This is a genomic window from Streptomyces sp. NPDC005784, from assembly GCF_042871525.1.
Classification (GTDB): Bacteria; Actinomycetota; Actinomycetes; order Streptomycetales; family Streptomycetaceae; genus Streptomyces.
In genome coordinates, this window is the sequence record NZ_JBIAIQ010000048.1 from 15001 (window position 1) to 37101 (window position 22101).

26 protein-coding genes and 1 pseudogene are annotated in these 22101 nt (G+C 70.5%); 15 read left to right on the top strand and 12 right to left on the bottom strand.

The annotated features are described in order from the left end of the window. Positions 1-5 precede the first annotated feature (5 nt). The 4 genes from ACFYR3_RS40230 to ACFYR3_RS40245 form a co-directional block, all read right to left on the bottom strand. A complete protein-coding gene (locus ACFYR3_RS40230; RefSeq protein ID WP_355854054.1) occupies positions 6-551 on the bottom strand; it encodes a PadR family transcriptional regulator in 546 nt (181 codons plus the stop codon). 98 nt (positions 552-649) lie between these two features. Beyond that, positions 650-2665, bottom strand: coding sequence for an NADPH-dependent 2,4-dienoyl-CoA reductase (locus tag ACFYR3_RS40235; RefSeq protein WP_355854057.1), 2016 nt, complete (start codon positions 2663-2665; stop codon positions 650-652). A gap of 280 nt (positions 2666-2945) precedes the next feature. After that, complete coding sequence (locus ACFYR3_RS40240; protein ID WP_355854060.1) at positions 2946-3749, bottom strand: alpha/beta hydrolase; 804 nt, start codon at positions 3747-3749, stop codon at positions 2946-2948. Positions 3750-3859: 110 nt separating this feature from the next. Beyond that, entirely contained in the window at positions 3860-4654 is a 795-nt protein-coding gene (locus ACFYR3_RS40245; RefSeq protein WP_355854063.1) for a putative protein N(5)-glutamine methyltransferase, read from the bottom strand. Between the two features lie 387 nt (positions 4655-5041). Between ACFYR3_RS40245 and ACFYR3_RS40250 the strand changes: the two genes are divergently transcribed. Then, positions 5042-5473: a MarR family winged helix-turn-helix transcriptional regulator gene (locus ACFYR3_RS40250; protein WP_389287101.1), complete on the top strand. Its 432-nt coding sequence runs from the start codon at positions 5042-5044 to the stop codon at positions 5471-5473. Between the two features lie 111 nt (positions 5474-5584). Here ACFYR3_RS40250 and ACFYR3_RS40255 read toward each other — a convergent pair whose 3' ends face one another. Next, complete coding sequence (locus tag ACFYR3_RS40255) at positions 5585-6355, bottom strand: GNAT family N-acetyltransferase (RefSeq protein WP_355854065.1); 771 nt, start codon at positions 6353-6355, stop codon at positions 5585-5587. A gap of 308 nt (positions 6356-6663) precedes the next feature. Between ACFYR3_RS40255 and ACFYR3_RS40260 the strand changes: the two genes are divergently transcribed. After that, positions 6664-7269: a sulfite oxidase-like oxidoreductase gene (locus ACFYR3_RS40260; protein WP_356785096.1), complete on the top strand. Its 606-nt coding sequence runs from the start codon at positions 6664-6666 to the stop codon at positions 7267-7269. Then, positions 7262-8029: a ferredoxin reductase gene (locus ACFYR3_RS40265; RefSeq protein ID WP_389287069.1), complete on the top strand. Its 768-nt coding sequence runs from the start codon at positions 7262-7264 to the stop codon at positions 8027-8029. The genes ACFYR3_RS40260 and ACFYR3_RS40265 overlap by 8 nt, the downstream gene beginning before the upstream one ends. 166 nt (positions 8030-8195) lie before the next feature. Here the strand turns inward: ACFYR3_RS40265 and ACFYR3_RS40270 are convergent, their stop codons facing one another. Continuing rightward, complete coding sequence (locus tag ACFYR3_RS40270; protein WP_389287071.1) at positions 8196-9080, bottom strand: universal stress protein; 885 nt, start codon at positions 9078-9080, stop codon at positions 8196-8198. A gap of 408 nt (positions 9081-9488) precedes the next feature. Here ACFYR3_RS40270 and ACFYR3_RS40275 point away from each other — a divergent pair, with 408 nt between their 5' ends. The 9 genes from ACFYR3_RS40275 (at position 9489) to ACFYR3_RS40315 (ending at position 15976) form a co-directional block, all read left to right on the top strand. Further along, positions 9489-10073, top strand: a complete 585-nt coding sequence (locus tag ACFYR3_RS40275) for a hypothetical protein (RefSeq protein WP_355854077.1) — start codon at positions 9489-9491, stop codon at positions 10071-10073. A gap of 183 nt (positions 10074-10256) precedes the next feature. Further along, positions 10257-11222 carry an acetylxylan esterase gene (locus ACFYR3_RS40280; protein ID WP_355854079.1) on the top strand — a complete coding sequence of 322 codons (966 nt, stop codon included), beginning with the start codon at positions 10257-10259 and terminating at the stop codon, positions 11220-11222. 8 nt (positions 11223-11230) lie between these two features. After that, positions 11231-11632: a nuclear transport factor 2 family protein gene (locus ACFYR3_RS40285; protein ID WP_355854082.1), complete on the top strand. Its 402-nt coding sequence runs from the start codon at positions 11231-11233 to the stop codon at positions 11630-11632. A 302-nt stretch (positions 11633-11934) separates the two neighbouring features. Further along, positions 11935-12495 (top strand): DUF6817 domain-containing protein, encoded by a 561-nt coding sequence (locus tag ACFYR3_RS40290; protein WP_389287074.1) that lies wholly within the window; start codon positions 11935-11937, stop codon positions 12493-12495. 291 nt (positions 12496-12786) lie between these two features. After that, positions 12787-13104, top strand: coding sequence for a DUF1905 domain-containing protein (locus tag ACFYR3_RS40295; RefSeq protein ID WP_355854088.1), 318 nt, complete (start codon positions 12787-12789; stop codon positions 13102-13104). A gap of 433 nt (positions 13105-13537) precedes the next feature. Continuing rightward, a complete protein-coding gene (locus ACFYR3_RS40300; protein WP_355854091.1) occupies positions 13538-13987 on the top strand; it encodes an SRPBCC domain-containing protein in 450 nt (149 codons plus the stop codon). After that, the gene (locus ACFYR3_RS40305; RefSeq protein ID WP_355854093.1) at positions 13984-14322 is read left to right on the top strand and encodes a helix-turn-helix domain-containing protein; all 339 of its coding nucleotides are present in this window, start codon (positions 13984-13986) and stop codon (positions 14320-14322) included. Before ACFYR3_RS40300 ends, ACFYR3_RS40305 begins: the two co-directional genes overlap by 4 nt. Positions 14323-14376: 54 nt before the next feature. After that, positions 14377-15186, top strand: a complete 810-nt coding sequence (locus ACFYR3_RS40310; protein ID WP_355854096.1) for an SDR family oxidoreductase — start codon at positions 14377-14379, stop codon at positions 15184-15186. A gap of 7 nt (positions 15187-15193) precedes the next feature. Next, entirely contained in the window at positions 15194-15976 is a 783-nt protein-coding gene (locus ACFYR3_RS40315; protein ID WP_389287077.1) for an isocitrate lyase/phosphoenolpyruvate mutase family protein, read from the top strand. A gap of 212 nt (positions 15977-16188) precedes the next feature. Here ACFYR3_RS40315 and ACFYR3_RS40320 read toward each other — a convergent pair whose 3' ends face one another. The 6 genes and pseudogenes from ACFYR3_RS40320 to ACFYR3_RS40345 form a co-directional block, all read right to left on the bottom strand. Further along, complete coding sequence (locus tag ACFYR3_RS40320; protein WP_355854102.1) at positions 16189-17268, bottom strand: HAMP domain-containing sensor histidine kinase; 1080 nt, start codon at positions 17266-17268, stop codon at positions 16189-16191. Then, positions 17261-17977, bottom strand: coding sequence for a response regulator transcription factor (locus ACFYR3_RS40325; RefSeq protein WP_355854105.1), 717 nt, complete (start codon positions 17975-17977; stop codon positions 17261-17263). The genes ACFYR3_RS40320 and ACFYR3_RS40325 overlap by 8 nt, the downstream gene beginning before the upstream one ends. A gap of 139 nt (positions 17978-18116) precedes the next feature. Next, complete coding sequence (locus ACFYR3_RS40330) at positions 18117-18827, bottom strand: VanZ family protein (RefSeq protein WP_356785081.1); 711 nt, start codon at positions 18825-18827, stop codon at positions 18117-18119. Positions 18828-18993: 166 nt separating this feature from the next. Continuing rightward, a pseudogene (locus tag ACFYR3_RS40335) lies at positions 18994-19249 on the bottom strand (IS5/IS1182 family transposase); the annotation flags it as partial. 48 nt (positions 19250-19297) lie between these two features. Then, positions 19298-19432: a hypothetical protein gene (locus ACFYR3_RS40340; RefSeq protein ID WP_355854111.1), complete on the bottom strand. Its 135-nt coding sequence runs from the start codon at positions 19430-19432 to the stop codon at positions 19298-19300. A 281-nt stretch (positions 19433-19713) separates the two neighbouring features. Next, entirely contained in the window at positions 19714-19899 is a 186-nt protein-coding gene (locus ACFYR3_RS40345; RefSeq protein WP_355854114.1) for a hypothetical protein, read from the bottom strand. A gap of 26 nt (positions 19900-19925) precedes the next feature. On the opposite strand from ACFYR3_RS40345, the gene ACFYR3_RS40350 reads away from it, so the two are divergent. From ACFYR3_RS40350 to ACFYR3_RS40360, 3 genes are read left to right on the top strand one after another with little or no spacing between them, the layout of a single operon-like run. After that, positions 19926-20267 carry an ArsR/SmtB family transcription factor gene (locus ACFYR3_RS40350; RefSeq protein ID WP_389287080.1) on the top strand — a complete coding sequence of 114 codons (342 nt, stop codon included), beginning with the start codon at positions 19926-19928 and terminating at the stop codon, positions 20265-20267. A 3-nt stretch (positions 20268-20270) separates the two neighbouring features. Then, positions 20271-20777, top strand: coding sequence for an SRPBCC family protein (locus ACFYR3_RS40355; RefSeq protein WP_355854120.1), 507 nt, complete (start codon positions 20271-20273; stop codon positions 20775-20777). Continuing rightward, a complete protein-coding gene (locus ACFYR3_RS40360) occupies positions 20777-21412 on the top strand; it encodes a dihydrofolate reductase family protein (RefSeq protein ID WP_389287082.1) in 636 nt (211 codons plus the stop codon). The genes ACFYR3_RS40355 and ACFYR3_RS40360 overlap by 1 nt, the downstream gene beginning before the upstream one ends. Positions 21413-22101 lie beyond the last annotated feature (689 nt).

Here is a 22101-nt window from a genome sequence, read left to right on the forward strand (position 1 = left end):
GCCGCCTAAGGGCTGCCCGGCATGTTCTCGAACTCCGCCAGGGCGTGGGTCAGCCACTGGGTCCAGAAAGTCTCCAGGTCGATACCGGCGCGCAGCACGAGGTGGCGCAGACGGTCTTCGGGGGTGCTCTTCTCCGGCGGGAAGTCCCGGTCCTGGATCTCCTCGTACTCGGCCAACTGTCGCCGGTGGAGGTCGAGATGGCGGCGCAGGTCCGCCTCGACACCCTCGGTGCCGACGACGGCCGCGGCGCGCAGGCGCAACAGCATGGTGTCGCGCAGCGGCTTCGGGTCCTGCGAGGTGGCGGTCCAGCGCGCGAGTTCGGCGCGGCCCGCGGACAGGACTTCGTACCTCTTCTTCTGGCCTCGGGACTGCTGCTCCGACGGAAGTGCCCGGATGTACCCCTCGGCCTCCAGTTTTCCCAGCTCGCGATAGATCTGCTGATGCGTCGCCGACCAGAAGTAGCCGATCGACTTGTCGAACCGCCGGGTCAGTTCGAGGCCGGACGAGGGCTTCTCGAGCAGGGCGGTGAGGATCGCGTGCGGGAGTGACATGAGGTCATCCTAGGGAGGGCCGCGGGCGCTGCCCGGTGCCCGGCCATGGTCGGCCGGACACCGCGACAGCCCTCCCGCGGTTCGTTTCCTGCAATGGCCTAGAGCGCCGCCGCCAGTTCGGTGCCCTGCTTGATGGCCCGCTTGGCGTCCAGCTCGGCGGCCACGTCGGCGCCGCCGATGAGGTGGACGCCCCGGCCGGTGGCGCGCAGCGCGTCGTACAGGTCGCGGCGCGGATCCTGGCCGGTGCACAGCACGATCGTGTCGACCTCCAGGACCTGGCTGTGCCCGTCGACGGTGACGTGCAGTCCCGCGTCGTCGATCCGGTCGTACTGGACTCCAGGGACCATGGTGACGCCCCGGTGCTTGAGCTCGGTGCGGTGGATCCAGCCGGTGGTCTTGCCGAGTCCGGCTCCGACCTTGGACGCCTTGCGCTGGAGGAGGTGCACGGTGCGCGGCGGGGCGGGTCGTTCGGGTGCGCCGAGACCGCCGGGCGTCCGGTAGTCCATGTCGACGCCCCAGTTGCGGAAGTACGTCTCCGGGTCCTCGCTCGCCTTGTCGCCGCTGTCGGTGAGGAATTCGGCGACGTCGAAGCCGATGCCGCCGGCGCCGAGGATGGCGACGCGGTCGCCGACCGGCGCTCCGTCACGCAGCACGTCCAGGTAGCCGACGACGCTCGGGTGGTCGACGCCCGGGATCTCCGGGGTGCGCGGGCTGACGCCGGTGGCGACGACGACCTCGTCGTACGCCTCCAGGGTGTCCACGGTGGCCCGGGTGTTCAACCGGACGTCCACGCCGTGCAGTTCGAGCTGCGTACGGAAGTAGCGGATCGTCTCGTCGAACTCCTGCTTGCCGGGGACCTTGCGGGCCACGTTGAGCTGGCCGCCTATGTCGCCCGCGGCGTCGAAGAGGGTGACGTCGTGGCCGCGTTCGGCGGCGCTGACGGCACAGGCGAGTCCGGCGGGCCCGGCGCCCACGACGGCGACGGTCTTGCGCAGCCGGGTCGGCGCGAGGACCAGCTCCGTCTCGTGGCAGGCGCGCGGGTTGACCAGACAGGAGGTGATCTTGCCGCTGAAGGTGTGGTCGAGGCAGGCCTGGTTGCACCCGATGCAGGTGTTGATGGCCTCCGGGCGTCCGGCTTCGGCCTTGGCGACGAAGTCGGGGTCGGCGAGCATCGGCCGGGCGAGCGAGACCATGTCGGCGTGACCGTCGGCGAGCAACTGCTCGGCGATCTCCGGGGTGTTGATGCGGTTGGTGGTCACCAGCGGGATCGAGACGGAGCCCATGACCTTCTTGGTCACCCAGGCGTACGCGCCGCGCGGCACCGAGGTCGCGATCGTGGGGATACGGGCCTCGTGCCAGCCTATGCCGGTGTTGATGATCGTCGCTCCGGCGGCCTCGACGGCCCGGGCGAGGGTGATGACCTCGTCGAGCGAGGAGCCGCCGGGCACGAGGTCGAGCATCGACAGGCGGTAGATGATGATGAAGTCGTCACCGACGGCCTCACGTACGCGGCGGACGATCTCGACGGGGAAGCGCATCCGGTTCTCGTACGAGCCGCCCCAGCGGTCGTCGCGCCGGTTGGTCTGCAGGGCGATGAACTCGTTGATGAGGTAGCCCTCGGAGCCCATGATCTCGACGCCGTCGTAGCCCGCCTGCCGGGCGAGCCGGGCGGCGCGCGCGTAGTCGTCGATGGTCTGCTCGATCTCGGCGTCGCTGAGCGCGTGCGGCGGGAAGGGGCTGATCGGCGCCTGCAGCGCGCTGGGGGCTACCAGGTCCTGGTGGTAGGCGTACCGGCCGAAGTGCAGGATCTGCATCGCGATCTTCCCGCCCTCGCGGTGCACCGCGGCGGTGATCCCGGCATGCTGCTCGGCCTCGGCCTCGGTGGTCAGCTTCGCGCCGCCCTCGTACGGCCGTCCGGCGTCGTTGGGCGCGATGCCGCCGGTGACGATCAGGCCGACGCCGCCTCGTGCGCGGGCGGCGTAGAACTCCGCCATGCGCTCGAAGCCGCGCTCGGCCTCCTCCAGGCCAACGTGCATGGAGCCCATGAGCACGCGGTTGGGCAGGGTTGTGAAGCCCAGGTCGAGCGGGTTCAGCAGATGCGGGTAACGGCTCATCGGGCCCTCCGTGCGCGGTGTCGTACGTCTGTTTTAGACGACCGGCCAGGCATTGTGCAACTAGTTGCACAATGAGGAGGATCACTCGGCACGGAGACTGAGGATCGCTCGCGCGGGGCCGGAGGATCACTCGGCGCGTGCGGAGGAAGCGTCGACTCAGGGCCGGAGCAGGGCTCCGCGCAGGACCGGAGCACGGCTCCGCGCAGGACCGGAACGAGGCTCCACACAGGCCGGAGGCTCGGAGCAGGACCGGAGGCTCGGCGCAGTGCCCGAGCAAGGTTCAGCCGAGAGCCACCCGGGACACGAGTTCGGCCACCGCCACGGGCTGGTCGACCATCACCAGATGGCCCGCGTCGGGTACCGAGACCATCGTCACGTTCGGGCTGGCCTCGAGTCCGGCCCGCTCCTCCTCCGACAGGCCGACGTCGTCGTGGTCGCCGCGCACGACCCAGGCGGGCACGCCCGAGTCACGGAGCCGGGAGACCAGGTCCCCGTACCGGTCCAGATAGTCGAAGTAGTGTCGGATCACCTGGCGGCAGAACGCCGGATCGTTCTTCTCGAACTCGGCGGTCAGCGCTTCGCGGCGGGCCGGTGGCAGATTGCTCACCATGACCCGGGGCGCCAGCTTGAGCAGGCCCGCCCAGGCCAGCATCCCGACGCCCGGTACCCGCCCGAGGCTGTTGGCGATCGCCAGCGCCTTGTCCTCGTCTGATGCCGAGAACGCCGGGGAGAGCAGGACGACGGGGCCGCCGAAGTGTCGGTCGGCCGCCATCTCCAGGGCGACATTGGCACCGATGCTGTGCCCGACCACGACGTCACAGCGCCGCTCGGCGGCCAGGGCGCCCGCAAGCGCCGCGTAGTTCTCCATGGAGAGATCGCGCGGCGGCGTGGTGCCCGCGTGCCCCGGGAGGGTCGCGGCCACCAGCCGCACCGGCGCGGTGGCGAGCGGCGGTGCGGCCATCAGGTCGTCGTAGAACGCGGTACTGCACATCCCGCCGGGCAGCAGCAGCACCCTGGCGCCCGCGTCGGCGGGCCCAGACTCCTTGATGTCCCATGCGTCGAACTTCTCGGGGGCACTGCTCACGTCCGGGCCTCCCTCTGGCAACTGCGGTCAGCCAGAGTGTGGCCCGCGGGGCGGGACAATCGGCCGATCAGGGTCCGAACGCGGCATGTCGTCGGCGTCGGCCCGCCCGGTCAGGGCTTCACGCCGATCACCACGTTGGCGTACCTCTCCTCCGAGGCGGCCAGCCGCGCGATCAGTCCGCCGCGGGCGAAGGCCTCGACGGCCGTGGACGCCTGGCGCTCGCTCGTCTCGACGAGGAGGCAGCCTCCGCGGGCCAGCCAGCGCGGCGCCTCGGCGGCGACCCGGCGCACGAGGTCGAGTCCGTCCACGCCGCCGTCGAGTGCGACGAGGGGTTCGTGGTCCCGGGCCTCCGACGGCAGCAGGCCGACCTCGTCGGTCGGGACGTAGGGCACGTTGGCGGCCAGGACGTCGACGCGGCCGCGCAGGGTGGCGGGCAGCGCGGCGAAGAGGTCCCCCTCGTGGACCTGGCCGGCGAACGGCGCGACATTGCGGCGGGCGCAGCGCACCGCGGCCGGGTCGATGTCGGCGGCGTGCAGTTCGGGCCCGCCGAGGGACGCGGCCAGCGCGGCGCCGACCGCGCCCGAGCCGCAGCACAGGTCCACCACGACGGACGCTTCGCGCGCGAGCGCGACGGCCTGCTCGACGAGGAACTCGGTGCGGCGGCGCGGCACGAAGACGCCGGGGTCGAGGGTGATGCGCAGCCCGTGGAACTCCGCCCAGCCGAGGACGTGTTCGAGGGGCAGCCCCGCGACACGCCGGTCCACCATCGCGGCGGCCTCGTCCGGGGTGCGGGCGGCGGAGAGGATCAACTCCGCCTCTTCCTCGGCGAAGACACAACCGGCGGAGCGGAGCGCGGCGACCAAGGGGTCTGCCGCGTCAGGAACATCAGGAGAGAGAGGAGGCATGAAGCCGAGAGCCTTTCGACGAGCCGAAGGGCGCTCCCACGGTCACCTGGAGACGGTGACCACGTTGCTCGGAGAGGAGAGCACCCGACCTGACACAGCGGTAATGGGTCTCACCTCCTCGGCAACTCATCGGCCGAGACGGTCCACGGCCGGAGCGGCCACATTACAGGAACGATCAGCCGACGGGCGCGGGCCTGCGACCATCGAATCCCCTTTGGTCGACCTGCGCAGCCCTCTCCCCTCCCCCGCCGAGTTGTACTATGCAACCAGGGAAGGAAGAGAGGTCCCGTGATGACATCCGAAGGGTCCGGAGAGCGCGCTGTCACCACCGGAACACCGGCCGACGGGGTGACGGCCGGCGCGGCCGTGGAGATCATCCAGCGGGAGATGACCGTGTTCGCCCGGCGGGCCCGCGCCTTGGCGGGGCGCATGCATCCCGAGCTGTCCCTGGTCTCGTACACCCTGCTCGGTCATCTGGAGGAGGTCGGCGGCTGCCGGGCCACGGACCTCGCCGCGCACTACGCGCTGGACAAGTCCACGGTGAGCCGCCAGGTCGCGGCACTGGAGCGGGCCGGGCTGATCGAACGGCGGACGGATCCCGAGGACCACCGTGTCCAGGTGCTGCATCCGACGGTCGCGGGCACGGAGATCCTGGCCCAGGTGACCCGCAGCCGCCGGGTGGCTTTCCGCGAGCGGCTCACGGGCTGGTCGGACGAAGACCTCGCCCGCTTCGCCTCGTATCTGCTGCGCTACAACACCACGGCCACCCCCACCGGCACCACCACGGAGAAACCGGAAGCGAGGCCACTGAGGGACTGACCGACGTCCCCGCGGCTCGGGCACCGACCGACGCACCCGCGGCCTCCTGCGGCTCAGCGGCGCGGTGTCATCCCACGGCGGCCTGAGGTCGTCCATTCGCCGCGCACGTTGTCACCCCACGCTCATGGTCCGGCCGTCGCCCAGGTGCTCGGGCACTCGCGCGGCCATGAAGCGGGTCGTGCGGCGCAGCCGGAAACCCAGCGACTCATAGAGACGGATGGCGCCGGTGTTGCCCGCGGCGGTGTGCAGGAACGGGGTCTCACCGCGTTCACGGATGCCGTGCGCGACGGCCAGGATCAGGCGCGTGGCCAGGCCCTCGCCCCGGTGGGCGGGGTCCGTGCAGACCGCGCTGATCTCGGTCCAGCCCGGCGGATGGAGCCGCTCGCCCGCCATGGCGATCAGGGCGCCGTTCCGGCGGATCCCGAGATACGTGCCGAGCTCGACGGTGCGCGACAAGAAGGGGCCCGGCCGGGTCCGTTCGACCAGGTCGAGCATGTCCGGCACGTCCGCGGGGCCGAGCACCACCGCCTCGGCGTCCGGCGCCGCGGCGAGTCCGTCGTCCACGAGCTGGACGCCCTCGAGGCTGAAGATCACCTCCCAGCCGTCCGGGGTCCGCCCGCCGAATCCGGCCAGCGGCGCTTCGCCCCCGGGGCCCACCAGTGCGGCGAGATCCGCCCAGTCACCGGCGTCGGGGTCGTCGGGCAGCGCCAGCCACGGAGACACGTCCACCGGGTAGCGCAGGACCCGTCCGCGCCGTTCGGCGAAGTGGGCGTGGGGCCCGGTGAGGGAGCCGAGGGCCGGGTTGTCGAGGGGATGACGGCCGGAAGGGTTCTCCTGTCCGTCCGGGCCCCCGGACCCTGTGAAGACATACGCCTCGGCCATCTGCTCCCTCACTCTCCTTCGCTGTCGTCACCGGTCGTCGCGGCCCCGCTCACCGGTTGTACATGTACGGGCCATCGGACTCGACTCCAGCAGCAAGGAAGATCGGGGCACGGCTATTCCCGGGCGCCGGGAGAGTTCATGCGTCCGCAATGATCAGCGCCCCTCACCGGCTCGGAGCACGGTCCACATGCGCGTACCGTTGAATGGCTCAGCACCGGTGCGTGCCCGGGTCACCGACCCGCGCGTTCGCGCCGATCACGCTCGATCCGCGGGCCGCCGCCCCCGGCGGTCCTGGAGGCACCACCCGTATGAACGTCACGCGAGGCTTCACCGGGCGCCCGCGCGCCCACAACTCGGGACTGCCGCCCGGCCAGTACGACGCGGGCGACGACTGGCCCGTCCTGTCCGCCGAGGTCACCCCGGACCTGGCGCCCGCCGACTGGACCCTGCGGATCGACGGCCTGGTGGCCGAGCCGCGCACCTGGGACTGGGAGCAGGCGCACGCGCTGCCCGCCTCGGCCTACGAGGGCGACATCCACTGCGTGACGAGCTGGTCGAAGTTCGGGGTGCGGTTCGGGGGTGTGTCGCTGGACGCGTTCCTGGAGGCCGTACGACCGGACCCGGCGGCCACCCACGCGGTCGCGTACGCGCACACCGGGTACAGCGCGAACCTCCCGCTGGCCGACCTCACCGGCGGTCGCGCCTGGATCGTGTGGGACTACGACGGCGCACCGCTGCCGGCCGAACACGGTGGCCCGGCACGGCTGATCGTGCCCCATCTGTACTTCTGGAAGAGCGCCAAGTGGATCGCGGGCATCCGGATCCTCGACCACGACGAGCCGGGCTTCTGGGAACAGAACGGCTACCACGCCCGCGGCAACCCCTGGGAAGAGCAGCGCTACTCCGGTGACTGAGACCACGACCGAGATATTCGTCCCGCCGACACGGTTCGCCGTGCCCGGCCGCATCGCGGTGAGCACGCAGACGGCCACCACCTGGCAGACCGCCACGCTCACCGAGATCCGCCACGAGACCCCCCACGCGGCGACCTTCCGGTTCGCCGTGCCCGCGTGGGAGGGTCATCTGCCCGGCCAGCATCTGATGCTGCGGCTCACCGCCGGGGACGGGTACGTGGCTCAGCGCCACTACTCCATCGCGTCCTCGCCCGACGACACCGGTCACATCGAACTGACCCTGGACCATGTCGACGGCGGTGAGGTCTCCGGCTGGTTCCACACCGTTGCCCGGCCCGGCGACTCGGTCAAGGTCCGGGGTCCGCTCAGCGGCTTCTTCGCCTGGCCCGGGGACCGGCCCGCGCTGCTCGTCGGCGCCGGCTCCGGTGTCGTACCGCTGATGTCGATGCTGCGGCACCACCGCGCACGGGACCTGGACACTTCGCTGCGCCTTCTCGTCTCCGCGCGGAGCCCCGAAGAGCTCATCTACGCACGGGAGTACGGCGACGAGACCACAGCCGTGTTCACGCGCACCGCCCCGGACGGTGTGCGCGTCGGACGTATGGCCGCCGCACATGTGGCGCCCCTCCTGGCCGAGCAGCCGCCCGGCGGGTGGGAGGCCTACATCTGCGGGTCCAACGGATTCGCCGAGCACGCCTCCCGGTTGCTGGTGGAGGCGGGACAGCCGGTGGACCGGATTCGGATCGAGCGGTTCGGCTAGGGCTGTCTGGCAATTCCCGCCGGGCTCCACGGGGTCCGCCAGGGTCCAACGGGGTTCGCGTAGCCGCCGGCGGCCGGGCCGAGCCACTTCGGGCGCTTCGGCCGACGCGTGTCCCGGGAGGGGAGCCCCGGGACCCCGGGGGCGCCGGAAAGGTGCGGGAGCGGCGTCAGCCGTGCGGCACCACGACGACCGGGCACGTCACCTGGCGGATGACGGCCAGCGCGGCGCGGCCCGGGCCCTCGGCCGCGCGGCGACCGACGATCAGCAGACCGGCGCCGGTGGAGGCCGTCAGCAGCTGGTCTCCGGGTCGGCCGTGGACGACCCGCTCCGAGACCGGGGTGTCCGGGAACTTGTGGCGCCAGGGCCGCAGCGTGCCGGTCAGGGCACGCCTTCGGCCGGTCTCCGGGTCGTGCGCGCCGCCGGGCGACGGGACGGCGGCCGCGCGATCGTCGAGTGGGGGCGGGGTCCAGGCGTGCACCACGATGAGCGGTGCCGAGCGGACCGCGGCGGTGTCGAAGGCGTAGCCGATCAGGTCGTCGGCGGGGTGCTCAAGGTCGAGGCCGAGCACCACGGGACGGTAGGGCGCGGCGCTCGGTGGTGTGCCGCCGGGGGTGGATATCCGTTCGCCCGCGTGGACGAGGACGACCGGGCATGTCGCGCCGGCCGTGACGGCCAGGGCGACGGAGCCGGCCAGGAAGCCGGCCGGAGCGGTGTGGCCGGTGCGGCCGCGGGAGCCGACGACGAGGATCTCGGAGTCGGCGGCCGCCGCGAGCAGTGCGGGTACCGCGGGCGTCTCTGTGTCGCCTGCCACGATCTTCAACGCCGGGTGTGCGTACGACAGTTGGATCGCCGCCCGGTCGAGCGTCGACCTGGTGCACCCGGCGGGTACGTCGACATCCGGAACGCGCGCCAAGACGCGGTGCCGTGTGCCCGCGTGCAGCAGACGCAGCGGGAGGCGGCGCCGTCCGGCCTCGCGGGCCGCCCAGTCCGCGGCGTCCAGACTGGCGCGCGAGCCGTCGATTCCTGCGGTGATGGTGGTGCCGGAGTTCATGACCTATGCCTTTCGGGGCTGGGATTGCCGATGCCGTGGTGCTTTCGCGCACGGCGCCGCCGGGGATTTCGGCGGGCGGGTGTATCCGGCCGATGTCGGGGCAGTCGGGGTGCGCCCGGGTGTCATGGGCGGGGACGGCCGGTGTTTCGCCATCGGAGCTCCTGTTCGCCGACGCGGTGGTGCACGGTTCGCGGGTTCCAGGGTTCCCGGGTTCCACGGCGGGCGGGGATCAGTCGTACGGCGCCGGAGTCGGCTCGGGACGGCGATGGAACCGCTGCCGCCTCGTCCGGCATACCTGGCGAGGCGAACCGAGCGCGTACGGCGGGGTGTTCGACGCCCGGGGCCGCAAGGCGCCGGGCGCCGAGAACGTCCGGGTGCCCGCGCGGCGCGTGGAGGTGAGGAGGGGACATGCGAATTCGGGTACGCGGCTGGCGTTGGCGCCGCAATCCGCTGCGGCGCCGCTCCGACGTCGTCGAGGCATGGTGGGCGCTGGCCGTCGGCGTTCTGCTGTTCGTCGGCGCGCCGCTCGCCGGGGCGGGAGCGGCATGGTGGACGTACGACGGCACACGGGAGCACGCGGCGGCGCAGCGTGCCGCCCAGCACCATGTCCGTGCCGTGCTCGTGGAGGACGCGCCGACGGCCGTACCCACGACGCCGGGCGGCAGCCTGCGTTCCTTCCGCGCGCCGGTTCGTTGGACGGGGTCCGACGGGACGGTGCGGACCGGTCTGGCGCGCGTGCCCTCGGGCACGCGGGCCGGTACGCGCCTCGATGTGTGGACCGATGCCCGGGGAGCGATCGTACGTCCGCCGTCGAGCATTGCGGTGATCCGTCAACGCGCCCTGGCCATGGGCGTCTTCACCACCGCAGGCGCTGTCTTCGTCGTGTTCGTCGCGCACCTCTGCGTACGCCGGGCCCTGGGGCGCCGTCGGCTGGTCCAGTGGGAGCGCGACTGGGCGCGGACGGAACCGGAGTGGACCCGGCGCACGGCCTGACGGGCACCCGTGAGCCGGGGCCCGTGCACAGCAGAACGAGCCTGCGGGCGACTTCCCGGAGGGGAAGCGGGCAGCCGGACGGCGGCGCCGAGAATGTCTTCGTTCTCGGCGCGGCCGTGGCGGGCCCCCGAGGGCGGACGTACCGTGTGATCACCGCAGCCGTATGCCGAAAGGTGGTCCTTGATGGCCCTGTTCGACCTCCCTCTCGACGAACTCCGCACCTACCGCAGCGCGTCCGCCGAGCCCGAGGACTTCGACACGTTCTGGGCCAAGACGCTCCAGGAGGCCCGTGGGTACGACCTCTCCGCCCGCTTCGAGCCGGTCGAGACCCTGTTGAAGACCGTCACGGTCCACGACGTCACGTTCGCCGGGTTCGGCGGGCATCCGGTCAAGGGCTGGCTGACCGTGCCTGCTCGGGCGAACTCGCCGCTGCCCACGGTCGTCGAGTTCATCGGATACGGCGGCGGCCGCGGGCTCCCGCACACGCATCTGCTGTGGGCCTCGGCCGGCTTCGCGCACTTCGTGATGGACACGCGCGGCCAGGCGAGCGGCTGGGGCGGCGGCGACACCCCGGACCCGGTGGGCAGCGCGCCCGCCTTCCCCGGTTTCATGACGCGGGGGATCGAGGAGCCCGAAACCTACTACTACCGGCGGCTGTTCACGGACGCGGTACGCGCCGTGGAGGCGGCCCGCTCGCATCCCCTGGTCGACGCGGCGCGCGTCGCGGCACTCGGCGGGAGCCAGGGCGGCGGCATCACCATCGCGGTCGGCGGTCTGGTGCCCGACCTGGCGGCGATCGCCCCCGACGTGCCGTTCCTTTGCGACTTCCCGCGCGCCACGGTGCTCACGGACCGCGCTCCCTACCGGGAGATCGGCAACTATCTCAAGACCCACCGCGGCCGCACCGAACAGGTGCAGCGCACCCTCTCCTACTTCGACGGGGTGCACTTCGCCGCACGCGGCCGGGCTCCCGCCCTGTTCTCCGCGGCGCTGGAGGACCAGACCTGCCCCCCGTCGACGGTCTTCGCGGCCTTCAACGCCTGGGCGAACGAGGAGAAGCAGATCGAGGTGTACGACTACAACGACCACGAGGGCGGCGGCCCCTACCAGCAGGCCGCGCAGTTGCGCTGGCTGCCCGCCCGCGTGTGAGGCCCGGGATGGACACGACCACAGCGGCACGACGCTTCGTACGAGTGTGGGAGCGGGCCTGGGCGGCCCATGACGTCGAGGCGATCCTGGAGCTGTACTCGGACGCGTGCGTCCACCGCTCCATGCCGTTCCGGGAGCCCCACCGTGGCCGGGACGAGCTCGCCGCGTACATCCGCTGGTCCTTCGCGTCCGAGACCACGACCGATGTCCGCTTCTCCGAACCCATGATCGGCCAGGACGGCCGCGCCGCCGCCGAGTTCCGCGTCCTGGCGGAGGAGGACGGCCGCCCGTCGACACTCGCGGGCTGCGTCTTCGTCCGCTTCGACGCGACGGGTCTCGCCGTGGAAACCCGGGACTACTGGCACAACACCTCAGCGTACGTACCCGCTCTCCCCTGGCAGGGGGCTTAGACGGTGTCGTCTTTCATGAGCAAGGTCGACGCCCGACGGCACAGCTCCCTTCCCGGCACCGAGGACAGGACAACGGCCGCCTGGAACCCACTCCACGGAGAGCCGAGCCGGCCTGCCCCGTCACAGCCCCAAGCTGCAGCTTGGACAGTGCTGGAAATCCATGGGATTGACCGGAGTTATGGGGACCACGATGATCGGTGCAGAGCCCGGACGACAGCCCGTCCAAGTGTCTTCCCGGGGTCCGGACCGCAGGCGAAGGCGCGGACGGGTGCCAACCACATGAGACGGAAGGACACCGCCCTGTGCCCGCTTCTCCCGCCCCTGCCGACCAGGCCGTCGCCCTTCTGCGCAGACTCGGTGCTGCGGACATCGCTCACCCGGGCGGCACTCTCCTCGCCCACCTCCAGCGCGTCCAGGGGCAACTCGCTGCATGGGGCGCCCGTCCCGCTCTCCAGGTCGCGGGTCTGTGTCACGCTTTCTACGGTACCGACGGCTTCCCCACCGCCTTGCTGTCCCCGGACAGCCGCACCGAACTTGCGGAGGTGATCGGTGCCGAGGCGGAAACCCTCGTGTATCTCTACGCGTCATGTGACCGCAGGGCCACGTATCCGACGCTCGCGAATGCCGACGGAGCATTTCGGAATCGGTTCACCGGCCAACTCCACACTCCGGAGCCGCACCTTCGACGGGACTTCGCCGAGCTGTCCGCCGCCAACGAACTCGACCTTGCCCGTACCGACTCCGTCTTCCGCGAGAGGTGGGGAGCCGAACTCCTCGCTCTGTTCACCCGATTCCAGCCCCTGCTGAGCCAACCTGCCTGGTCGGACTGCCGCGCGGTGCTTGCCGCGGCTCCGCAGGACTGAGTCGGCACCTCAACTCCCGACCAGGCAGGTGCAGCTCATGCGCAGGTCCAGCTGAATTCATAAGTCGCCTGAGGACATCGGCCACGACTTCCACGCCGGCTTCTCCGTATGGTCCATGGACTCACGCTGGGCCGGTGACCTCGCCCCCGAAGCCGACGATGACGACGAACGCGCGGTCTCGGAGGCAGTCTCGGTGGCGCCGTACGCTTACTTCGTCGAGGGGTGGGAGACCGGAGACCTTCGCCGGGTCGATCGCGTATCTTGGCCGCCATCGAGGAAGGAACGCGCCTCATGGAGTTTGTCTTTTCCGGCCCGGTGATCGAATGGCGCGGACCGTCGCCGTACTACTTCGTTCGTGTGCCGGACGAGGAGTCCTCCGACATCCGCGAGGTGGCCGCAATGGCCACGTACGGCTGGGGCGTGATCCCGGTCGAGGCCCGGATCGGCGAGGTCGCCTTCCGGACGTCGCTCTTCCCCAAGGACAGCGGTTACCTGCTACCGCTCAAGGTCGCCGTGCGCAGGCCGAGCGGCCTCTCGGCAGGAGACGACGTGACGGTGAGCATGACCGTCCGTCTCCACGAACCCCGACCCCGCCAGGGCGTGCGCTGAGTTCGGATCACTGGGTCCACGGTCCGGCGGCCGGGACGCCCGGGTCTCGAACTAGGTGTCACATACCAATGACCGGGCGGGGTCGCTGAACGCGGCTCGATGACCCATGCCCTGGCGTGTTCGCAGTCCTCCGTTGCCCATGGCATGGAGACATGTCCATGTCCGCGGTGCCCACTGACAGGCGTGGGCAGGGTCCGCCCGCATCTACCGGCGCTGACCCTCCTGAGGGCAGACCGACTGCTGACTGCCGTCGCGCCCGAGCGATCCGCACCGCAGCACGGCCGCCGCCCCTTCACCCACAACCGCTCGCGGCAGACGTGGACGAATCTCGCCTGCGCCGCCCTCCACGGTCGTTACGCAACACAAGGTTGCGGATCGTCGGCACGATCACTAGGGTCATACGCAACCGATGGTTGCTTATTGGAGGTCCGTAGTGGAGTTCGGAAAGCTGGAACGCGAGATCCACATCGACGCGACACCGGAGATCGTGTTCGACGTGGTGAGTCGTCCCGAGCACATCAGGATGTGGTGGTCCGACGACGCGTCGTTCGAGCCCACGCCGGGCGCGGTCGGTGAACTGGTGTGGGGCGACCGCGCCGCGGTCGAAGCGATCACGGTGGTCGACGTGGATCCGCCCCGCAAGTTCACGTTCCGCTGGGTCGCTCCCGATGGCCGGCTGCCCGACGCGGACAACTCCCTCCTGGTCACCTTCGAGCTCGAGCCCTCCGGCGACGGCACGATTCTGCGCCTGACCGAGAGCGGCTGGCGGGAGAAGGGCTGGGAGGCCGCGGTGCTCGAGGATGCCTTCCAGGACCACGAGCGCGGCTGGGACATGTTCCTGCCCAGGCTGCGGAGCTACGCCCCTTCCGTGGTGACGCAATGACCGTCGCCTTCGACGACGAACTCTGGTCGGCGATAGGCGACCCGAGCAGGCGCCGCCTGCTCGACCTGCTGCTCGCGGAGGGAGTCGGTACGCCGACCAGCCTGAGCGATCGTCTGCCGATCTCGCGCCAGGCGGTCACCAAGCACCTGGGCGTCCTCGATCGCGCGGGGCTCGTGCACTCGACACCGATGGGCCGCGAACGGCGCTACGAAGTCGACGAGGCGCAGCTCAGCCGGGCCGTCCGGCAACTGAATGAAGTGGGCAAGAACTGGGATGCGCGACTGAACCGCATCAAGCGCATCGCAGAACAGATCCAGCGCCAGAAACACGACTGATCAACAGGCCGCCGGAAGAGATCTCCGGCGCTCAATCACCTTGGGAGGACTCTCATGAGTGCATTGCTTGGCGGCAAGAACGCCGTGATCTATGGAGGCGGGGGCGCCATCGGCGGCGCGATCGCGCGGGTGTTCGCCCGTGAAGGCGCGAGCGTCTTCATCGCCGGGCGGACGCAGGCGAAGCTCGACGCCGTGGCGCGAGATATCGCCGCCACGGGCGGAACGGTCGAGACCGCTGAAGTTGACGTCCTCGATCAACAGGCGGTCGAAAAGCACGCCGATGCCGTCGCGGCGACGGCCGGCAGCATCGACATCGCCCTCAACGCCGTGAGTGTCATGCACGACCAGGGGACGGTGCTGGCGGACCTCTCGCTGGAGGAGTTCATGCGGCCGATCGACGGCTTTCTGCGGTCGCTGTTCATCACAAGCAAAGCTGTGGCACAGCACATGGGTCGCGAACGTCCCGGCGTCATCCTGACGTTGTCCGAGCCGGGTTCCAAACTGGCCGTAGGCGGCATCTTGGGGCACAGCGTGAGCGCGGCCGGCAAGGAGGCCTTCTCGCGGGTCCTGGCCGCGGAACTGGCACCCAGCAACATCCGGGTGATCTGCATCCGTCCACACGCCGTCGTCGACGCGCCGGCAGCGGGTTCCTACACCAAGGACCTTTTCAAGCACATGGCGGCAGCGGGCGGGCAGTCGGTCCAGGAAATGCTCGAAGGTGGGGGGATGGTGCAGGGGACGCTGCTGAAGAGGCTGCCCACGCTCTCCGAAATCGCGGAGACGGCCGCGTTCCTGGCTTCAGATCGAGCTGGAGCCATGACGGGCACCGTCGCCAATCTGTCCGCCGGCGCACTGGTCGACTGAGGCCGCCATGTCCGACCAAGCCGACTCTTTGTCCGATCAGGCCGAGAAGGCCGAGCTGCTTCGTTCCCTGCACATCCCGGGCGCTCCGCTGGTGCTGCCGAACGCCTGGGACGTCGGCAGCGCCCGTACCGTCGTCGACGCGGGCTTCCCGGTGGTCGCGACCGCGAGCAACGCGATCGCCGCCGCTCTGGGCTACGACGACGGCGAGGGTGCCCCGAGCGAGGAAATGATGTTCGTCGCCGGACGCATCGCAGCCTCTGTCGATGTGCCGGTCACCGTCGACGCCGAGGCCGGCTACGGCATGGCGCCGGAAGAGCTGGTCGAACTGCTGAGCGGGATCGGAGTCGTCGGCTGCAACATCGAGGACAGTGATCACGCCAACGGAGGCCTGACCGACGTCGATGTCCGCGCCGCCTACATCGCGCGGATGCGCGCAGCCGCCGACCGTACCGGGGTGCCCCTGGTCATCAATGCCCGGATCGACTCCTTCTTCCCCACCTCGCCTCTGGCCGAACATCAGAAGCGTGCCGATGCGATCAGCAGGGCTGAGGCGTACTGGTCGGCCGGTGCCGACTGTGTGTTCCCTCCCGGAGCCGGGCCGGACGACCTCCGGGCCGTCGTCGCCGAGGTCGGCGCGCCGGTGAACGCCGGTCTTTCGCTGAACCGCGGGTCGCTGGAGGAGCTCCGGGCAATCGGTGCGGCCCGGGTCTCCGTGGGACCCCAGCTGTACCGCAGCGCACTCCATCACCTGCTCACCGACCTCCAGCCCCTCTTCGACCCCCCGAAGTGACGGACGAGCTCGACGGCCACGGTCCGGGGCGGCGGCCACAAGGCCTTCACTTGCCGGCCGACCCGCGCGCGAGCCTGCCCGCGGCGCCCGCCAGGTGCCTCGGGCATGTCGATCAGCGCGGAACGTCGTGGTCGGCATGCCCGCATCAGCGCGGATGCCGTCGAGGACCTCGAAGGGCCCAGTCGTGAAGGGGCTCCGCTCGGGGACGATGCCTACGGCATGCCGGGAAGCCGGACCGTGACGAGGAGACCGCCGGTGGGGCGGGGGACGAGGTCGAGGGTCCCGTCGTGGGCGCGGACGATGCTGTGCACGATGGCCAGGCCGAGGCCGACGCCGACGTGCTCGTCCGTGCGCACGCGTTCCGTTCCGCGCTGGAAGGGTTCGGTGAGGGTCGGCACCAGTTCCGGTGGGAGCGGACGGCCCGTGTTCTCGACCCGCAGCACGCTCGTGTCGCCGTACGCCTCGGTGTGGACCGTCACGGTGCCGTCGGCGGGGAGGTTGTGGACGATGGCGTTCTGGACGAGGTTCGTCACCATCCGCAGCAGGAGCTCCGCGGAGCCGCTGGTCAGGGCAGCCCCGCCGGTGACGTCGAGCGTGATCCGGCGTCGTTCGGCGAGGGGAAGCAGCGTTTCGCCGGCTTCTTCGGCGATGAGGGACAGGTCGACCGGCTCGCGGGTGAAGTTCCCGCGGTCGCCGCGGCTGAGCAGCAGCAGGGCTTCCGAGAGGTCGATCGCCCGTGTATTGACCGCGTGCAGGCGTTCGATGAGTTCGCCCCGGTCCCCCGTCGGGTCCTTGCGGGCGACGTCGAGGAGCGTCCGCGAGATCGCCAGCGGGGTGCGCAGTTCGTGGGAGGCGTTCGCTGCGAACCTCTGCTGCTCGGCGACGTGGGACTCGAGCTGTTCGAGCATCGAGTCGAACGCGTCGGAGAGTTCACGGAATTCGTCCTGCCTGCCCTTCATACGGATCCGGTGGGACAGCGACCCCCTCCCGGCCATCCGGGCCGCATCCGTGATCTGGGTGAGCGGTGCGAGCATCCGGCCGGCGAGAACCCATCCCCCCAGAAGGCCGAACACGAGCAGGAAGACCATCGCCACGGCCGCGGGCGGGGCGAAGGTGTGCACAAGGAGGTAGCGGTTGGGCGAGACCCCGAGGAGGCCCTGGGAGTTGTCAGGTACATAGCGCAGCAGGAACACCCACACCACGGCCAGCAGGAGAGCGCCGGCGACGGCGAGGAATCCGGCATAGCTGAGGGTGAGTTTCAGTCGGGCGCTGAGCCCTGGGCGTCTATGCATGCGTGCTACCCGGGTCGGTGGCGTCCGTACCGGGGGCGATGATGTCCATACCGGTGTCGATCCGGTAGCCGACGCCGGGCACCGTGGCGATGATCCATGGTTCGCCGAGCCGTTTGCGCAGTGCGGAGACGGTGATGCGCACGGCGTTGGTGAGGGGGTCGGCATTCTCGTCCCAGGCCCGTTCCAGCAGCTCTTCGGCGCTGACGACACCGCCCTCGGCGGCGACGAGGACTTCCAGCACGGCGAACTGCTTCCGGGTGAGCGCGACGTAGCGTCCGTCGCGGAAGACCTCCCGACGGAAGGGGTCCAGTCGGACGCCCGCGATCTCCCTGACCGGGGGTCGGGCGTGCGCGCGCCTGCGGTCGAGCGCCCGCAGCCGCATGACGAGCTCCCGCAGCTCGAACGGTTTGGTGAGGTAGTCGTCGGCGCCGAGCTCGAACCCGGAAGCCTTGTCGTCGATCCGGTCGGCAGCGGTGAGCATGAGGATCGGGATGCCGCTGCCGGAGGCGACGATGCGCCGGGCGACCTCGTCGCCGGACGGGCCGGGGATGTCTCGGTCGAGGACCGCGAGATCGTATGAGTTGACGCTGAGCAGTTCCAGGGCGGAGTCGCCGTCGCCCGCGATGTCGGCAGCGATCGCCTCCAGCCGCAGACCGTCACGGACGGCTTCGGCCAGGTAGGGCTCGTCCTCCACGATCAGTACGCGCATGTGCGAAGCCTAAGCAGCACAACATATCGCCGACGTATGCAAAGACATGTGCACACCGGCCCCGGCGGGACGGAAGGCGACATGGCAAGGATCCGCCGAGCGATTCGGGCAGGGCTGCAGTCCCCGGGCGACACCCGACTCAGCCTGCCGGTGCCGGCGCGGGGCGAGGCTGGTCCGACGGCCCTTGCGCCGTGGTGCGCCACCACCGGCGCGACGCCAGCGCGGCCAGCACGGCGCCGGCGGCGTTGACCAGTACGTCGTCCACGGAGGACACCCGGTCCAGCCACAGGACGTACTGCGCCGTTTCGACCAGGACCGAGCAGCCAGCCCCGAGCGCCAAAATCCGCGGCACGGAGGCCGACGCCGCGAAACGCATCGGGGCGAAGAACCCCAGCGACGCGAAGACCAGCAGGTTGCCGACGATCCCGAGCGGCCCCATCGTGACCAGGTCCCGCAGCGGTACCAGACTCACCCGACGTGGAGCGGTGCCCGGCCCGGCGCCCGGCATCATGGTCAGCCACAGGAACGGCACCGTCCCGAGGACCATGCCCACCTCGGCCAGCGACTTGCGCCACGCCCACGCCGATGTGACGCCGGCGGCACGCCGAACACTCGCCAGAGCCCACACCACCAGCACGGCCAACGGCAGCGCGACCAACGTCATGAGCACCACACCGTTGAACGTGTCGAAGCAGCCGTGCCACCGCCCGGCCATGCACATCGGAGCGGACATCATGAGCGGCCGCCGCACGACGAACGCGCCACTCGCGATGCCGAGGATCGCCAGGCCGAGAAGCACGATCCCGCGCGTGCGACGGGGCGGTGCTGACAGGGATGCGTTGCGGTTCATGCCCCCATTGGAGACGGAACACTGTTGCGGTGGCGTATGCGATTTTCGATACGCCCGCGATACACGGAATCCCCGGCATCAAGGAACTGGCCCAAGCCGGCAGTGAGATGGCCCCGCCGCTCGTGATCGCGCCAGCCCAGTTACTGCAGTTGCTGGAGGAGCAGTCGGTGCCCCGGCAGCCGCTATCGGCGATGCCCGGAACTCCCCGACAGGCCCGTTCAACGCCGGATTCGGTGGAGGCCCGGCAGCCGTTGCGGGTGCCGGGCAGCGGAAGGCCGATGGCCACTGGCCACCACAAGGCGCCTGTTGGCTTCGGTGACGACCTGCGGGTTCGTCGAGTACCGGGGCCCGCAAGGGCCCAGCACGCCGTCGGTCAGCGGATGCGGCCGCTCCTCGGGCAACAGCACGGCGGCCCGGGCGAGTTCACCGGCCCGACCGACCCAGGGAGCGGACCTCCCTCGCGAGCGGCGTCACGCCCTCGAAGCCGACGGTCCACTCGTCGGCGTACCGGGCCGGGCGCCCTCCCCCGCCAGGCCGAGCTGGAGCCAGCGGTACGGCAGCAGCGCGAGCCGCAGATCCAGCTCGGGATCCCCGTGCACACGCATGGGCACCCTCCCCAACTCCCGCTCCAAGACAGCCCGGTTCTCGTGCAGCCCGCGCAACGCCTGTGCGACCGGCACCACTTCGGTGAGGTGCACCGCGTCCCGGGCCACCACCCGGCACGCCCCACTACCAGAAATCCGGTGCAGCCGCGCCGACCGGACCCGCACCCGCGTCTTCCCCCTCGCTGACACACCACCGCCCGCGCGAGCGCGAACACCCGCCCCGCATCCAGCCCCACACGGGGCGCCGTTGACGAGCGGCGAACCAGGTGTCAAGTAATCCGTCAGTAGCTTTCGGATCGAAGGGCGCCCTGTTCACTCGCCGGTGTCGTCGGACGCTTCGGCTCGGCGAGGAGGCGGTAGACAGTGGCGACTGCGCGGTGCTCGCCCTTGTTCCTGCCCGAGGGGATGACAAGCTTCCAGGCGATCTGCGGGACAGCGAGGCCCTGAATTCCTCCGGCTTGACGCATGCCGATATCGGAATACGATGGAATCCATGGCACGAGCAGCGACGACTTCGGACGTCTTCAACGCGATCGCCGAGCCGCAGCGCCGGGAGATCCTGGTGCTGCTGCGGGCGGGTGAGCGGCCAGTGACCGAGTTGGCCCAGGAGTTGGGGATATCCCAGCCGGGGGCGTCCAAACACCTGCGGGTGCTCCGGGAGGTCGGGCTGGTGCGGGACCGCAAGGCAGGCAAGCACCGCCTGTACGGCCTCGACGCCCGAGGGCTACGACCGGTCCACGAGTGGACCGGCGGGTTCGAGCGGTTCTGGAACGAGAGCTTCGACCGGCTGGACGAGTACGTGCAGGACCTCAAGCAGACGAGTCAGGAGGAATGACCGATGACAGCGACAGGACGGCACGCGCCGGCGCAGTCAGCGACGGCCGACCGCGAGATCGTGATCTCCCGGGTCATCAGTGCCCCACGGGAGCTGGTGTTCGAGGCGTTCACCGAGGTACGGCACCTGTCGCGGTGGTGGGGACCGGAGGGATTCACCACCACCACGCGGGCGTTCGAGTTCCGCGTCGGCGGGGAGTGGGACTTCGTGATGCACGGACCGGACGGGACGGACTACCAGGAGTGGATCTCCTGGACCGAGATCGCCCCGCCGGAGCGGATCGCGTTGCTCCACGGTGAGTCCCGCGGCGACCCGAACGCCTTCGAGTCGGTCCTCACGTTCGCGCCCGACGGCGCGGCGACCCGGATCGAGATGCACACGGTGTTCCCCACCAAGGAGCTGCGCGACGAGGCCGTCGAGAAGTACCACGCGATCGAGGGCGGCCGGCAGACCCTGAGCAACCTGGCTGCCTACGTCACCGAGATCGTTCGGAAGGGAGCGGAGGGCTGATGGCCCGAAAGGTGTTCTTCAGCGTGACGATGTCGCTGGACGGGTTCATCGCGCCCGAGGAGCGCATGGATGACCCGGATGGGCAGCGCTGGATGGCGCAGTGGATGGAGCTGCAGCAGTGGATCTTCCCGCTGCGGTTCTTCCAGGAGAACCTGAAGCTCGGCGAGGGCGGCGAGGAAGGGCGCGACAACGACATCGCGCGGGAGACGTTCGAGCGCACCGGCGCGAGCGTGATGGGCAAGCGCATGTTCGACCTCGGCGAGCAGGCGTGGCCGGAGGAGGCGCCGTTCCACACGCCGGTCTTCGTCGTGACGCACGAGAAGCGTGACCCCTGGGAGCGGCCGGGTGGAACGACCTTCCACTTCGTCAACGACGGCATCGAGTCCGCGCTCGACCAGGCCCGCGAGGCCGCCCGCGACCGGGACGTCCGCATCGCGGGCGGCGGCGCGACGATCCTGGAGTACGTGAACGCGGGCCTGCTCGACGAGTTCTCGATCGCGCTGTCACCCGTGCTGTTCGGCTCCGGAATCCGCCTGTTCGAGTGCGTGGACGCGGACCGCGTGGCCCTGGAGCCGATCCGCACGGAGCCCTCCCCAAAGGTGACGCACGTGACCTACACGGTCCGGGAACGGTAACTGTCCCGAACTCAGCGCCCTCCCGTCGAGGTCAGCTGCCCGCGGACGGCCCGGCCCGCCCTGGCGGCGACGACGGATGGCGATACGTGCTCGCCTATGGGCGCGGGGAGCCGGCCGTGTACGCCGCCCGGTGTCCGAACTGCTGTCCGCAGTGATCCCCGGCTACGACGAAGTGCTGTACACGGGCGCCACGAGGCTGGGCTTCGCCGTCCAGTTGAGGTTCTGACCTGGCCCGGCAGGTTTCCCAAGGTGCGTCTGGAGCTGCCGCCCGATGCGGTCGAGCATGTCGCCAAGCAGGTGGGTGTCGGCGGGAGGCGGCTCGGTGAGCGCGCCCGGCCCGTCCCGCCAGGTCGACGACGCCGACTCCAGCTCCTGCGCACGGGCGCTGCTGATCCGCTCCGGCGGGCCGCGTCCGGCAGCCCCTCCACTGCCTGGGCGAGCAGCCGGGTCCGGTTGCGATAGACGTTCTGGGCCCGGCGGATGCCCAGGTGCAGGGCCATCACCTCGCCCCTGCACAGCAGCACCACATCGCCGTCGGCGAGGTCGGCGGCCAGGTCGTCGAAAGCGTCCTCGCCACGTCTTCCAATGAGCGAATCACGCCGAGGTTGTCGGTGGCGCCAGCCGGGGGAAGTGGATGGCGAGGAAGTCGCGGATGATCTGCAGGGCCTGTTCCGGGGGACATCCGCGTT